16 protein-coding genes are annotated in these 13,947 nt (G+C 63.0%); 10 read left to right on the top strand and 6 right to left on the bottom strand.

The annotated features are described in order from the left end of the window. The first annotated feature begins 176 nt into the window (after positions 1–176). A complete protein-coding gene (locus IVB27_RS28105) occupies positions 177–542 on the top strand; it encodes a hypothetical protein (protein ID WP_247339804.1) in 366 nt (121 codons plus the stop codon). Positions 543–599: 57 nt separating this feature from the next. Here IVB27_RS28105 and IVB27_RS28100 read toward each other — a convergent pair whose 3' ends face one another. The 4 genes from IVB27_RS28100 to IVB27_RS28085 form a co-directional block, all read right to left on the bottom strand. After that, positions 600–1,439 carry an adenylate/guanylate cyclase domain-containing protein gene (locus IVB27_RS28100; RefSeq protein WP_247339805.1) on the bottom strand — a complete coding sequence of 280 codons (840 nt, stop codon included), beginning with the start codon at positions 1,437–1,439 and terminating at the stop codon, positions 600–602. A gap of 55 nt (positions 1,440–1,494) precedes the next feature. Then, the gene (locus IVB27_RS28095; protein ID WP_247339806.1) at positions 1,495–1,962 is read right to left on the bottom strand and encodes a YbaK/EbsC family protein; all 468 of its coding nucleotides are present in this window, start codon (positions 1,960–1,962) and stop codon (positions 1,495–1,497) included. Further along, complete coding sequence (locus tag IVB27_RS28090; RefSeq protein ID WP_247339807.1) at positions 1,959–2,732, bottom strand: haloacid dehalogenase type II; 774 nt, start codon at positions 2,730–2,732, stop codon at positions 1,959–1,961. The genes IVB27_RS28095 and IVB27_RS28090 overlap by 4 nt, the downstream gene beginning before the upstream one ends. A gap of 303 nt (positions 2,733–3,035) precedes the next feature. Further along, positions 3,036–3,920 (bottom strand): amidohydrolase family protein, encoded by an 885-nt coding sequence (locus IVB27_RS28085; protein ID WP_247339808.1) that lies wholly within the window; start codon positions 3,918–3,920, stop codon positions 3,036–3,038. Between the two features lie 310 nt (positions 3,921–4,230). On the opposite strand from IVB27_RS28085, the gene ykgO reads away from it, so the two are divergent. The 3 genes from ykgO to IVB27_RS28070 all read left to right on the top strand — a co-directional run bounded on the left by ykgO (position 4,231) and on the right by IVB27_RS28070 (position 5,505). After that, the gene (ykgO, locus tag IVB27_RS28080) at positions 4,231–4,356 is read left to right on the top strand and encodes a type B 50S ribosomal protein L36 (protein WP_006611362.1); all 126 of its coding nucleotides are present in this window, start codon (positions 4,231–4,233) and stop codon (positions 4,354–4,356) included. 122 nt (positions 4,357–4,478) lie between these two features. After that, positions 4,479–5,120, top strand: coding sequence for a tetratricopeptide repeat protein (locus tag IVB27_RS28075; RefSeq protein WP_247446216.1), 642 nt, complete (start codon positions 4,479–4,481; stop codon positions 5,118–5,120). A 124-nt stretch (positions 5,121–5,244) separates the two neighbouring features. Further along, positions 5,245–5,505 carry a hypothetical protein gene (locus IVB27_RS28070; protein WP_247446215.1) on the top strand — a complete coding sequence of 87 codons (261 nt, stop codon included), beginning with the start codon at positions 5,245–5,247 and terminating at the stop codon, positions 5,503–5,505. A 12-nt stretch (positions 5,506–5,517) separates the two neighbouring features. Here IVB27_RS28070 and IVB27_RS28065 read toward each other — a convergent pair whose 3' ends face one another. Next, the gene (locus IVB27_RS28065) at positions 5,518–5,700 is read right to left on the bottom strand and encodes a hypothetical protein (protein WP_247446214.1); all 183 of its coding nucleotides are present in this window, start codon (positions 5,698–5,700) and stop codon (positions 5,518–5,520) included. Positions 5,701–6,027: 327 nt separating this feature from the next. Here IVB27_RS28065 and IVB27_RS28060 point away from each other — a divergent pair, with 327 nt between their 5' ends. Next, positions 6,028–6,984 (top strand): alpha/beta fold hydrolase, encoded by a 957-nt coding sequence (locus tag IVB27_RS28060; RefSeq protein ID WP_247446213.1) that lies wholly within the window; start codon positions 6,028–6,030, stop codon positions 6,982–6,984. Positions 6,985–7,102: 118 nt separating this feature from the next. Here the strand turns inward: IVB27_RS28060 and cycA are convergent, their stop codons facing one another. Then, entirely contained in the window at positions 7,103–7,498 is a 396-nt protein-coding gene (cycA, locus tag IVB27_RS28055; RefSeq protein ID WP_247343671.1) for a cytochrome c-550 CycA, read from the bottom strand. Between the two features lie 274 nt (positions 7,499–7,772). On the opposite strand from cycA, the gene IVB27_RS28050 reads away from it, so the two are divergent. From IVB27_RS28050 to IVB27_RS28030, 5 genes are all read left to right on the top strand, one after another. After that, entirely contained in the window at positions 7,773–9,266 is a 1,494-nt protein-coding gene (locus tag IVB27_RS28050) for an FAD-linked oxidase C-terminal domain-containing protein (RefSeq protein WP_247446212.1), read from the top strand. A 62-nt stretch (positions 9,267–9,328) separates the two neighbouring features. After that, positions 9,329–10,567 carry an FAD-binding protein gene (locus IVB27_RS28045; RefSeq protein ID WP_247446211.1) on the top strand — a complete coding sequence of 413 codons (1,239 nt, stop codon included), beginning with the start codon at positions 9,329–9,331 and terminating at the stop codon, positions 10,565–10,567. Then, positions 10,564–11,886, top strand: a complete 1,323-nt coding sequence (glcF, locus tag IVB27_RS28040) for a glycolate oxidase subunit GlcF (RefSeq protein ID WP_247446210.1) — start codon at positions 10,564–10,566, stop codon at positions 11,884–11,886. The genes IVB27_RS28045 and glcF overlap by 4 nt, the downstream gene beginning before the upstream one ends. Before the next feature lie 85 nt (positions 11,887–11,971). Further along, complete coding sequence (locus IVB27_RS28035; protein ID WP_247446209.1) at positions 11,972–12,355, top strand: histone; 384 nt, start codon at positions 11,972–11,974, stop codon at positions 12,353–12,355. Between the two features lie 403 nt (positions 12,356–12,758). Next, complete coding sequence (locus IVB27_RS28030) at positions 12,759–13,763, top strand: TorF family putative porin (protein ID WP_247446208.1); 1,005 nt, start codon at positions 12,759–12,761, stop codon at positions 13,761–13,763. The last annotated feature ends 184 nt before the right edge of the window (positions 13,764–13,947 follow it).

The following is a 13,947-nucleotide window of genomic DNA, read 5'->3' as shown; positions in this document are numbered from 1 at the left end:
GCGCCGGCGTTTGCCGAGTTCGTCGCCACCGACAGCATGCGGCTGATCGCGGCGGTGAAGAAGATCGGCAAGGTGGAGTAAGTTCCAATCGCGCTTTCACGTTTTTTTGTTGGTCCAGAACCTCCCCGCGTCTCATTGATTGAAGACAATTCAAGAAACTCGAGAAGGATCGGGACATGCGGACAGAGCGGATTGTGCTGGGTGTAGCGCTCGCGATCGGCGGCATCGTCGCACATAGTGCCGCGTCCGCCGAAGAATATCGCGGAACCATGGAACAGCAGATGGCCTGTACGCCGGATGTGTGGCGGCTGTGCAGCGACCAGATCCCGGACGTGAGCCGCATCACGGCCTGCTTGCGGCAGAACACACCACAGCTTTCCAGCGGCTGCCGTGCGGTGTTCCAGTCCAACAACCAGATGCAGCCGCAGCAGCGGGTCCCGAGCAATCGAGCTGCAGCGCCGCCGCGCTATAACAATGCGCCGCCACCACCTCCGCAAGCGCAGCCGCGGCCTTATGATCCTTATGATGATGACAATGATTAGCGCACGATCGGAGCGCGGTTGGCGCTAGGCGCAAAGATGCTGCCGGTGCCGCCTCGTTCAGCGCTCCCCCTTGCTGTCCGACTCAGGTCGATGTCGGAGCGCCGTCCGCAGGATGGCGCCGAAGAGCAAAGCCGCGACCGGCCAATGGAACCAGATCCTGTGCATGCCGGTGAAAATATTGATCAGAATCAGAAAGGCCGACACCGTGAGGGCCGCTGCAACCGGGCGGGGAAGCTTCGCTAGCCCATCTGAAACGAAGCCCATCCACGTGGACGACTCGTATCGGTCGCGGTGTACGGCGTCAGTTTGCGAGCCCGCAATTGCGTCCTGAGAAGTCAGGCGTTCGCCAGGCGGAAGGCTCCGTGCTTGAGCGGTTTGGCCGCTCATGGTCACACGATAACTGGTCACGGGAGCAATGTTTTTCATTGGACGCTGGCCGAGGCAGTCGAAGCCAACAGACAATTTGTTGTGCACCTGATCATAGGTGGAGCTGGAGATCACGATGCCCCCGGGTTCGGCAAGCTCTTGCAGACGCGCCGCGATATTGACCCCGTCTCCATAAAGATCGGAACCATCCACCATCACATCGCCGAGATTGATGCCGATGCGAAAACGCATCGGGGGAGGTGGGTCCGAATCCTGGTTGGAAATTTCCTGCTGAATCTCGACCGCACATTGCACGGCCTCGACGACGCTGGCGAATTCGGCGATGACAGCATCACCCCAGGTATTCACGATCCGCCCGTCATGGCGCTCCACCAATCCCGCAATGGCCGTGCGGTAGCGGCGGAGTGTCTCCAGCGTTCCCGCCTCGTCGGCTTCCATGAGGCGAGAATAGCCGTGCACATCAGCGCACAGCACGGTGGTCAGCCGTCGTTTTACCTTATCGTCGGGCATGGTTCATACATTAGCCTCCTTGACTGGCAAATGCATCAGGCATCCCGCAGCTGCCTTACGGCCTGACCTCGCAGACATCGACCCATTCGGCCGCCGTCAGCTCGGCCATGCGGTCCGGCGTGATGCGCACCGCGCTATGGGTCGAGCCTGCGGCCGGCACCACCATGTCGAACGCCTTTAAGGACACATCGCAGTAAATCGGCAGCGGCGACTTCAGCCCGAACGGACAGACGCCGCCGACCTCGTGCCCGGTGATCTCGGCGACCTCTTCCAGACCGAGCATCTTCGGCTTGCCGCCGAACGCCGCCTTCACCTTCTTGTTGTCCATGCGTGAGGTGCCGGCCGCGACGATCAGGAGCACGCGCTCGCCGATCCGCAACGACAGCGTCTTGGCGATCATTCCAGGCTCGACGCCATAGGCCTCGGCGGCCAGCGGCACAGTCGCGGAGCTGATCGGGGATTCGATGACGGTGATGTCGGGGGCTTTTTCAGCGAAGAAATCGCGAACGGATTGAAGGCTCATTCAGGTCTCACGGGCGGGCGGCGATCCTTGGGCGATCCTTCGGCGATCCTTGGCAGCTCGGAGAGCGAACGGACGCGGTGGTCCGGCGCGAAGCCGAGCTCATCCATCTGGGTGCGGATCGCCTTGAACATTGTCAGCGGTGCCACGAGTTCATTCTCGACGCAAGCCAGCGCCATCGCTTCGGGTGTCACCCGTTCGATCCAGGCGACGTTCAGCCCGAACGCCTTCGCGCCCGCGACGTCCCAGGGGTTGGACGAGACGAACAGCACCTCGTCGGGCGCGGTGCCGAGTACCTCGCCGATCAGCACGTAAGCTTCCGGGCTCGGCTTGAAGATCTTCTTCGCATCGACGCTGATCGTGGCATCAAGCAGGGCGTCGAGCCCGGAATTGCGCACGAGCGCACCCAGCATGTTCGGACTGCCATTGGAGAGGATCGCGAGTTTTCGCGGTTTCAACGCCGCGAGCGTGGCTGCCGCATCCGGATAGAGATCGAGATGCAGGTATTTCTCGATCACCCGCTCGAACGCATCGCTTTCATAGGCGAGCCCGAGCACGCGCAGCGTATAGGCAAGCGAGTCGCGCGTGACGGCGTTAAAATCCTGGTAGCGCCGCATCAGCGAGCGCAACCAGGTGTATTCGAGCTGCTTGATGCGCCAGATCTGCGTGATGATCTCGCCGTAGCCCGGAAACGCATCCTCGGTGGTCTCCGCGACCGACTGGATGTCGTAAAGCGTTCCGTAGGCGTCGAAGATAACGGCTTTCAGGCTCAATTGACCGGTCCTCCGGATCGCTGCGGGCGCATGGACTATACTCGGCGCAGCTGCATCGATCCAAGGGGGAAACGCGAATCGGGGCGTCGGCTTCTAAAGCTTTACAACGATCTTGCCGAAGTGTGAGCCGGTCCGGAGGTGAGCATATGCTTCGGGGACCTCGTCGCGTGAACTGATCGCACGCAACGCGGCCATCGGATTCACCGCGCCAAGGCCGCCATCCGCCGTCTGAGGCCTTGAGGGCCTGAGCGTGAGGGCTTCGATAGCAGCGCCGAAGCCCTCAATGCGCTGACGAATACGCGCCTAGATCCCTAGCAGCTTGCGCGCGTTGGCCTTCAACACCTTCGGCCGGATGTCGTCGCGGATGTCGATCTTGGCGAAGTCCGACAGCCAGCGGTCCGGCGTGATCACCGGCCAGTCCGAGCCGAACAGCATCTTGTCCTGCAGGATCGAGTTGATGTAGCGGACCAGGATCGGCGGGAAATATTTCGGCGACCAGCCGGACAGGTCGATATAGACGTTCGGCTTGTGGGTCGCGACCGACAGCGCCTCTTCCTGCCAGGGGAAGGATGGGTGGGCGAGGATGATCTTGAGGTCCGGGAAGTCAGCCGCGACGTCGTCCATGTACATCGGGTTGGAAAATTTCAGCCGCATGCCCATGCCGCCGGGCATGCCCGATCCGACGCCGGTCTGGCCGGTGTGGAACAGCGCGATCGCGCCGCCATTGTTGATCTCTTCGTAGAGCGGATAGGCCATGCGGTCGTTGGCGTAGAAGCCCTGCATGGTCGGGTGGAATTTGAAGCCGCGCACCCCGTATTCCTCGATCAGCTTGCGCGCCTCGCGGACGCCGAGCTTGCCCTTGTGCGGATCGATCGAGACGAAGGGGATCAGGACGTCGAGATGGTCGGAGGCGATCTCCAGCATCTCCTCATTCTTGTAGCGGCGGAAGCCGGTCTCGCGCTCGGCGTCGACCGGGAAGATTACGGCCGCGATGTTCTTCGAGCGGTAATACGCCGCCGTCTCCGGCACGGTCGGTGGATGCTTGTGCGGCGACTTGAAGTAATCCGCCATCTGAGCCTGAAAATCGTCATAGCCGTCATCGGGATGGGTGCCGCAGGGCTCCTCGGCATGGGTGTGGATGTCGATGGCGACGACGTCGTCGATGTTCGGCAGCTTCAGCTTCGGCATTGGTTTCCTCCCGAGGGGTTGCCGAATTGATTATATGATATAACGAAATTGGCAAGGCATCGTGGAAAGCGAGGCCGGCAAGCGACTAGATTGAGGCCGATCCGGCAGTTTCTACTTTGCATGGGGTTGTTTTCCAGAATTTCCTGGTTCGCAACATGGCAGTTAACATTGACATCCACTCCCGCGATGCCTTAGAAATCGCCCCGTCCCGGGCGGTCGTCCGCCAGCGGGAAAGATCTCATTTTGCCACATTCGCGCGTGCCGAAACGGTAGTGCCGAACACGGCCTTTCGAACGTTCAGGATTCTGCCATGAAGGTCCGTAACTCGCTGAAATCACTGCGCGGTCGCCATCGCGCCAACCGCCTGGTCCGCCGCAAGGGCCGGGTCTATGTGATCAACAAGGTGCAGCGCCGCTTCAAGGCTCGCCAAGGCTGATCTGGGCGGCTGATATTGCCCTGCCGGACGCCCGAGCGCGCGCCCCGCAAGACCACGGCCTCACACGAGTTTGACGCCGCCCCTGCTATGCAAGGGCGGCCTTGCGCGTTTACACTTCGATCATGGCAGTGAGATTCCTCTTCGCGCGCACCCTTTGTCTGGCTCTTGTGCTGGGAGCCGCCGGCCTCGCTCCGGCGCTGGCGCAGCAGATTGATCGACCGCCTCCGCCCGGCAAGCAGAAAAAGCTTCCGGAAGCGCCGGCCAAGCTGCCCAAGGTCGACCGCACCAAGAATCTCGATTTCCTGTTCGGCGCGCTGAAAGCTGCGCCCGACGATGCCAGCGCCAAGCATGTCGAGGCACGGATCTGGGCGATCTGGATCCAGACCCCGAGCGACACCGCGGCGCTGCTGATGGCGCGGGCCAAGACCGCGGTCGACGCAAAGAAGATCGAGGTCGCGATCAAGCTGCTGGATTCGGTCGTCAAACTCAGGCCCGACTACATCGAGGCCTGGAACCGGCGCGCGACGCTCTATTACATGCAGAACGACTATGGCCGCTCGCTCGCCGACATCCGCGAGGTACTGATCCGCGAGCCCCGCCATTTCGGCGCGCTCGCAGGCCTCGGCATGATCATGCAGGAGGTCGGCGACGAGAAGCGCGCGCTCGAGGCCTACCGCAAGGCGCTCGCCGTCAATCCGCATCTCGAGAAGATCCCCGATCAGGTCAAGGCGCTAACCGAGAAGGTCGAAGGCCGCGATATTTAGCGGACAAGTCGATCATTGCTCGAGCGAATTCGGCGCAGGCGGATTAACCACGATGACACGCGCGGCGATACGAGGGGTATGGGTGACACCGCCGCGGGCCTACCTTCACGGCGGGAGCACAGCCATGAAGCGTTTGATCTTTGCAGGTATATTGCTGCTGGCGTCGGGGACGATGAGCCTCGCCGACGGGCTGTTCTGGGTGGTCGGCAACAACGCCACCGGAAAATGCAGCATTGTCACCAGTAATCCCGTGATCATCGGCGACGTCTGGTTCGGTGATGGCCCCTACAAGTCCAAGGCCGATGCCAAGCTTGCCCGTTCGACGATCCGCGCTTGTCCCGCGCTCACATCAGACGAGCAAAAGGACGAGGACAGCACGAACTAGGTCGACAGCGACCTAGTGCAAAACGCTGCCTTCGCGCTCGGCGAGGCCGTGATCGACCGCTGCGGCGTAGGCCTTTGCAAGCTCCGACTCGAGGTGCTCGTTGATCAGCAGCAGCGCGCGCACGGCACCGCGCAGGTCGCCGTTGCAGCTTGCCACGATCTCATCGATCGGAGTGTCTTTGGATCTCAAGCTCATCGAAATTCTCCGGTTCAAATCAGGACAAATCCTGCCGGTCTTTCCCGCATCCCCCTCGGGTTGCGAGCAGGATCGGCGCCCACCCGCGTCCAAATGGCGGAACCGACCGTGGCGATTATATGGAAGCCGCGATGACGAGTGCATGAAGCTGTTTCGAAGCTTGCGCGCTGCGGGGAGTAGCATTGATTTCGTTGCGTTTTTCCCGCCGGAATTATGCACATATCCACAGCCCCGGCATTTCAAGTGGAGCGCGGGGTCTCCCTGGGCGAAACTGCCGTCCCCAAGCCCCGTAACTGCCCTGTGCCCTCGATCGCCCGGATTCTCTCCATGATCGTGATGTCAGTCGTGACCGCGCTGGTTCTGCTGGCGCTGGTCACGCAGGCCGGCGTCCGCGTCCTGCAACGCGCCTTCCCACCGCAAGGCCGGATGATCGAGGTCGATGGTGCTGTGCTTCACGTCGTCGATATCGGCCCGCGCGATTCGGGCCTGCCGATCGTGATGTTGCACGGCGCGAGCTCCAACCTGGAAGTGATGCGGCGGCCGCTCGGCGATCTCCTCGCCCAGAACCATCGCGTCATCCTGATCGACCGTCCCGGCCATGGCTGGAGCACCCGCGCGCGGCGGCAGGATTCGACGCCGGAAGTCCAGGCGCGGATGATCGATGAGGCGCTCGGCAAGCTCGGGATCGATCGCGCGGTCTTCGTGGTGCATTCCTGGAGCGGCGCGCTCGGCGCGCGGTTGGCGCTCGATCATCCCGCCCGCGTTGCCGGCCTCGTGATGCTCGCGCCCGTCACCCATCCCTGGCGCGGCGGCGTCGGGCGCTACAACGAGATCATCTCAACGCCCGTGATCGGCCCGCTGCTCGCCTACACCGTCACGCTGCCGCTGGGGTATTTCGTTGCCGAGGCCGGCGCGCGCAGCGTCTTCCTGCCACAGACGATGCCGGATGGTTTCGTGCATGACTCCGCGACGCCACTGCTGCTGCGCCCGCGCGAGTTCATCGCCAATGCCTATGATCTGGTGACGCTGAAGGAAGCGGTCGCCGCGCAAGTCGCCCGCTACGGCGAGATATCGGCGCCGGTCACGATCATCGCCGGCGAAACCGACAAGACGGTGAAGACCAACATCCACGCGCGCCCGTTCGCCGCGACTGTCCAGAATGCGAAGCTGATCGTGCTGCCTGATCTTGGCCACATGGTGCAGAACGCGGTGCCGGATCTCGTGAAGACCGAGATCGAGACGATGATCGGAAAAATCGTCCCGGCGCCGGCGGTCGCCGATTAGAGCGTTTTCGAGCGAAGTGGATACCGGTTCGCGTGAAGAAAACGCGTCAAAACAAGACGGTGGAGCTTCGGTTCTGATTCAATCAGAACCGAAGCTCCAGCGACCGCCGTTCACGGGCTTACTGCTTGATCTTCCCGTCCTTGTCGAACTGCGACACATAGGTCCAGAGATTGTTGATCTCGGTCTGGTTCTTGATGCCGGCGAACGCCATCTTGGTACCTGGGATCTTGGCCTTGGGGTCCTTGATGTATTCCTTGAACTGGGCCTCGTTCCAGGTAATGCCCGAATTCTTGTTCGCGTCGGAGTAATTGTAGTCCGGCGCGGTACCGGACTTGCGGCCGTCGAGGCCGTTGAGCTCGGGGCCGACCTTGTTCTTGGCGCCTTCGCCGATCGCGTGGCAGGCCAGGCATTTGTTGAACGACGACTTGCCGGCCGCGGCATCCTGCGCCATCGCGGCAGGTGCGGTGGCAATCGCGGTGAGGATGGTCAGTGCGCCAAAAATCAGTTTTGTCATCGGGTGCTCTTCGTCTCTTCCCTGGGGGTCTGGTCAGTTACTTGCCTGATCGGCAATCGTCGGACCTGCCGGTTTTGGCAGGCCTGCCCGGCTTGGACAAGCCGCCAAACCATGACAGGTTTCACGATTTCCTACTTGTCCCAGAGCGAACTCGCGCAAGATCGTCGATCCGACTTTCGGATGGCCTACCCAAACCACCGCGGACGTGGTTGATTTGTCGCGACAAATCGATCGTGCGGCGTCAGCGGGAAGGATACGCCATGAAGGATGTGATATGGCCATCATGATGCCTGCGAGCGACCAGGCCGTGCTCGCGCGCCGCGCTGAGATCGTGGCTGCATTGCGCGCAATCGTCCCAGGCGAAGGCGTGATCGACAGCGCCGCCGAGATGCGGGCCTATGAATCCGACGGGCTGACGGCCTATCGGCAGCCGCCGATGGTCGTGGTGCTGCCCGACACGACCGAGCAGGTTTCGCTCGTCCTGAAATATTGTGCAGGGCGGGGCATCAAGGTGGTGCCGCGCGGTTCCGGCACCTCACTGTCCGGCGGCGCGCTGCCGCTGGAAGACGGCGTGCTCTTGGGCCTCGGCAAGTTCAAGCGCATCCGCGAGATTGATTTCGACAACCGCGCCGTCGTCACCGAACCCGGCGTCACCAACCTCGCGATCAGCCAGGCCGTCGCCCATGCCGGGTTCTACTACGCGCCGGATCCGTCCTCGCAGATCGCCTGCTCGATCGGCGGCAATGTCGCGGAGAATTCCGGCGGCGTGCACTGCCTGAAATACGGCATGACCACCAACAACGTGCTCGGTTGCGAGATCGTGCTGATGAGCGGCGAGATCCTGCGCATCGGCGGCAAATCGGCGGAGAACGCCGGCTATGACCTGATGGGCGTCATCACCGGCTCGGAAGGGCTGCTCGGGGTCATCACCGAGATCACGGTGCGCATCCTGCAAAAACCGGAGACGGCGCGCGCGCTGATGGTCGGGTTCGCGCAAGTCGAGGCGGCCGGCGAATGCGTGGCGCGCATCATCGGCGCGGGCATCATTCCCGGCGGCATGGAGATGATGGACAAGCCTGCGATCCACGCCGCGGAGGCCTTCGTCCATGCCGGCTATCCGCTCGATGTCGAGGCGCTCCTCATCATCGAGCTCGACGGTCCCAGGATCGAGGTCGACGAGCTGATCACGCGCGTCGAGACGATTGCGAATGCTTGCGGCTCGACCACCTGCCAGATCTCGACCTCGGAGGCCGAGCGCAATCTGTTCTGGGCCGGTCGGAAAGCTGCGTTCCCCGCCGTCGGCCGCATCTCCCCGGACTATCTCTGCATGGACGGCACCATCCCGCGCGGTGCGCTGCCGAAGGCGCTGGCGCGCATCCGCGAGCTATCGGAAAAATACCAGCTTGGCTGCGCCAATGTGTTCCATGCCGGTGACGGCAATCTGCATCCGCTGATCCTCTATGACGCCAACAAGCCCGGCGAGATCGAGCGCGCCGAAGCCTTCGGCGCCGACATCCTGCGCGCCTGCGTCGAGTTCGGCGGCGTGCTCACCGGCGAGCACGGCGTCGGCATCGAGAAGCGCGATCTGATGCCGGAGATGTTCAGCGAGATCGATCTCAACCAGCAGCAGCGCCTGAAATGCGCCTTCGACGCGCAGGGCCTGCTTAATCCCGGAAAGGTGTTTCCGACCCTGCACCGCTGCGCCGAGCTCGGCCGCATGCATGTCCACGCCGGCAAGCTGGCGTTTCCGGACATCCCGCGGTTCTAGCGTCGCCCCGCAGCAACGCGCCAAATTTGATTTCCGCTGCAAACTTGGATACCGGCTCAGTCGTGGATACGCTCAGGGTTAGAGACGCCAAAGACGTCGAAGAGGTGGTGCGCGCGGCGATTGCCAATGAGCAGCCGCTCGAGATCATCGGTCATGGCAGCAAGCGCAGCATCGGTCATGCGATGGCGACCAACGCCGTGCTCGACGTCTCCGCGCTGAATGCCATCACCGCCTACGAGCCCAACGAACTCATTGTCACGCTCCAGGCCGGGGCGCCGCTGGCCGACGTGCTGTCGCTGATCGATGCCAAGAACCAGCAATTCGCCTTCGAGCCGATGAACACGGCGCCGCTGCTCGGCACGCCCGCGCTCGGCACCATTGGTGGCATGATCGCGGCTGGCCTGGCCGGTCCGCGCCGGATCAGGGCGGGCGGGGCGCGCGACCATCTGCTCGGGGCGCATGCCGTCTCCGGTTTCGGCGACAGCTTCAAGACCGGCGGCAAGGTGGTGAAGAACGTCACCGGCTACGACCTCTGCAAGCTTCTCGCCGGTTCCTGGGGCACGCTGTCGGTCATGACCGAGGTCACGCTGAAGGTGATGCCGAAGCCGGAGGCCGAGCGGACGCTGCTGCTGCGCGGGCTCGACGATGCCGCCGCCAACAAGGCGATGACCGCGGCGCTCGGCTCGCCCTTCGACGTTTCCGGTGCCGCGCACCTGCCAAAATCGGCGTTCCGGACCAGGACCGAAGGTCTCGGCGATATAGCGGGCCAGGGCGAGGCGCTGACCGTGCTGCGGCTCGAAGGCATTACTGCCTCCGCCGCCCACCGAGCTGGCTCGCTGCGCGAATTGCTGGCCCCGTTCGGAACCGCGACGCTGGTCGAGGACGTCGCGTCCGCGGCGCTGTGGGCCACGATCCGGGACGTCGTGCCGTTCGCTGCCAGTGGCGCGCTGGGGGCCTGGCCGGTCTGGCGGATCGTCTGTCCGCCGGCGTCGGGCGCAGCGCTCGGGACGCTGCTGGCGCGCGAGATCGGCGGCGACGTGATCTACGATTGGGGCGGCGGACTGATCTGGGCGGCGTTGCCACCGAAATCGGACGCCCACGCCCCGGCCGTGCGCGAACGTACGAAAGCGGTCGGCGGGCACGCCACGCTGATCCGGGCCGCTGAGGACATCAGGCGCGGTGTCGACGTGTTCCATCCGCAAGCCGTTGGCATTGTCGCGTTGAGCGAACGAGTCCGCGCGAGTTTCGATCCGAAGACCATCCTCAACCGGGGCCGGCTGACGCGGGGCGCTACGGCATGAAGACCGAATTCTCACTCGCGCAGCTCGCCGACCCCGACATCGCGGAAGCCGACAAGATCCTGCGCGCCTGCGTCCATTGCGGCTTCTGCACCGCGACCTGTCCGACCTATGTGCTGCTTGGCGACGAGCTCGATAGCCCGCGCGGCCGCATCTATCTGATCAAGGAGATGCTGGAGAAGGACCTGACGCCGACGGCTGAAGTGGTCAAGCATGTCGACCGCTGCCTGTCGTGCCTGTCCTGCATGACGACCTGCCCCTCGGGGGTCAATTACATGCACCTTGTCGACCAGGCCCGGGTCAGGATCGAGCAGCGTTATGAGCGGCCGCTGACGGAGCGGCTGCTGCGCCGGTTGCTGGCCTTCGTCCTGCCGGACCCGCGGCGTTTCCGCGTGAGCATGGTGCTGGCGCGGCTAGCCCGCCCGCTGGCGGTGCTCCTGCCGACGCCCCGGCCATCGGCCACGCCCGGCCTGATCCAACGCCTCAAGGCGATGCTGGCACTGGCGCCGAACCGGCTGCCGCCGCCGGGGCCCGCCGCCGGCAGTGTGTTCGCAGCGCTCGGCAAGAAGCGTGGCCGGGTCGCGCTGCTCCAGGGCTGCGCCCAGCAGGTGCTGGCGCCGCGCATCAATCAGGCCGCCATCAGTCTCCTCACGCGCCACGGCATCGAGGTCGTCCTTGTCAGGGACGAGCAGTGCTGCGGCGCGCTGACCCACCACCTTGGTAACGACCAGGACGCACTGGCCCGGGCTCGCGCCAATATCGCGGCGTGGCGTGCGGAAGCGGCCGGCGAGGGGCTCGACGCCATCCTGGTGACGGCGTCCGGATGCGGCACCGTGATCAAGGACTACGGCTATCTTCTGCGAGAGGACGCTGCGTTTGCCGCCGATGCGGCGATGGTCTCCGCACTCGCCAAGGACATCACCGAATACGTCGCCGGCCTCGGACTCGCGGCCACCGCGCGACAGGACAACATCGTCGTCGCCTATCACTCAGCGTGTTCGCTGCAGCACGGGCAGAAAATCACGGGCCTTCCGAAAGAATTGCTTTCCAAGAATGGATTCGTGGTGAAAGATGTGCCGGAGAGCCATTTGTGTTGCGGTTCGGCGGGGACCTACAACATTCTCCAGCCCGAGCTTGCGGGCCGGTTGCGTGATCGCAAGGTCGCCAACATCGCGAGCGTCAAGCCGGACATGATTGCCACAGGCAATATCGGCTGCATGGTGCAGATTGCCAGTGGCACGTCAGTTCCGGTCGTACACACGATTGAGCTTCTCGATTGGGCTACGGGCGGATCGCGGCCGGCATTGAACGCGCAAGTTTGAGCTTTCAAAGGCCTGAGCTTTCGTCCGGAGGTGACGGCTGAAGACGCCCGATCGACCATTGTTCGGCGGCAACAGGAGGACCACGATGGCGAAAGCGAAGAAGAAGAAAAGCAAGAAGGCCAAAAAGGCCAAGAAGGCTGTAGCGGCGAAGAAGTCCGCAAAGAAGGCAGCCAAGAAGTCCGCGAAGAAGTCTGCCAAGAAGTCTGCCAAGAAAGCCACCAAGAAATCAGCGAAGAAGGCCGCGCCGAAGAAGGCCGCAAAGAAGTCGGCCAAGAAGGCAGCTAAGCCGGCTGCGCCTAAGAAGGCCGCCAAGAAGGCTGCCAAGAAAGCGGCACCGAAGAAGGCGAAGGCAGCTCCCGCGCCGAAGCCGTCAACGCCAGCAGCTCCGGCTCCCGAGCCTGCCGCCGAGACAAGCTGGGCGATGCCTTCGTCTTCTGCGGAAGCGACGCCGGCCGAGGGACAAGGTTAGGCCAAAGGCTGGATCCAATCCGACGACCATGATCGACAACAGGAAGGCCGCAGCGGTGATGCTGCGGCCTTTTTGCATCGGCGCGACGGCGCGCGGAGATTGTCTTGTCCGGGAGCAGCCTGATTCGTAGCGCGGACAGCACGGTACCGCGGGTCCCGTACTAACCCGGGCATGTCTGTGCGCTTTGCAATGCAAATGATGTGATCGGGAAGACACACAGGCTGACAACCTTTCGTGGAATCGTCAGAACGCCCAAAAAGTCGGCAGATGCCTGCGATATTTGCTTCACGGTTCACGTCACCCCATCCAAATTGCCGCGGTTACGAAATTTGCAATCAGGTCGTGCGTTCCGGGGGGCTTCCGGGATCCGACTAGGGTCTTAGAACTGGTGATGGGGATCGAAATGAAAAAAGTGGCTTTGTTGGCAACGGCGCTGGCAATGGTGACGGGTTCGGCTTTCGCGGCAGACATGGCGGTGAAGGCCAAGAAGGCCCCGCCGGTGGTTGCGTTTGACCCCTGGGATATCGCCTTCGGCGGCGCCATCATGAGCGACTACATCTTCCGCGGCGTCACGCAGTCGAACCACAAGCCGTCAGTCGCGGCCTATTTCGAGCCGCGCTACAACGTCAACAAGGACCTCCAGCTCTACGTCGGCGTGTCCGCGGAGAGCATTTCGTTCGCCAATCGCGCCGCTGCTGAAGTCGATATTTACGGCGGTATCCGCCCGACCTTCGGCGCCTTCGCCTTCGACATTGGTGTCTGGGGCTACCTGTATCCGGGCGGCAGCTGCGCCGACAACGTGCTCACCGGCGGCATTCCCGGCGGCAACGTCTGCGGCGTCAGCACGACCACGATCTTCCTCGCCGACGGCAACGTCATGAAGAAGGACGTCAGCTTCGTCGAAGTCTACGGCAAGGTGAACTACACCATCAACGACAGCTTCACGGTCGGCGCGACCGAGTATTACTCGCCGAACTTCCTGAACTCGGGTGCCTGGGGCAACTACGCTTCGTTGACCGCCAAGTACACGGCGCCCAGCACAGCCTTCGGCGCCTCCGGTATGGGCATGTACGTGTCGGGTGAATTCGGCCGGCAGTGGTTCGGTACCTCGGACGCCTTCTACGGCACCGGTGTCGGCACCGTTTTCGCCAACGGTATCCCCTACAAGGACTACAACACTTGGAATATCGGCATCGGCTTCACCTACAAGGTGTTCACGCTGGACTTGCGTTACTCCGACACCGACCTGAACAAGGGTGACTGCAACGCCTTCACCAGCGCCTTCAACGCCACCGGCACCACCAACGTCACCGCGATCAACCCGGGCGGCGCCGGCTCCAACTGGTGCGGCGCGGCCGGCATTGCCAAGCTGTCGTTCGACCTGACGGCGATGAGCAACCTGAAGTAAGCTTCTTCTCGAAGCGACTAGATAAGGGCGGCAGGGCAACCTGCCGCCCTTATGCTTTGGGCGCGGGGGCATGGCCGGACTAAACAGTCGTCCGTGAAGAATTCCCAAGTCGTTGATTTAGAATCTGGAAACGGCGCACTGGGCTAATTGAGCTTGCCGGGAATCGGGTGCAACGAAGGGGATT

It is taken from the genome of Bradyrhizobium sp. 197 (assembly GCF_023073375.1).
In the GTDB taxonomy this organism is placed as follows: Bacteria; Pseudomonadota; Alphaproteobacteria; order Rhizobiales; family Xanthobacteraceae; genus Bradyrhizobium.
This window is presented reverse-complemented; position numbering and strand designations above follow the sequence as displayed.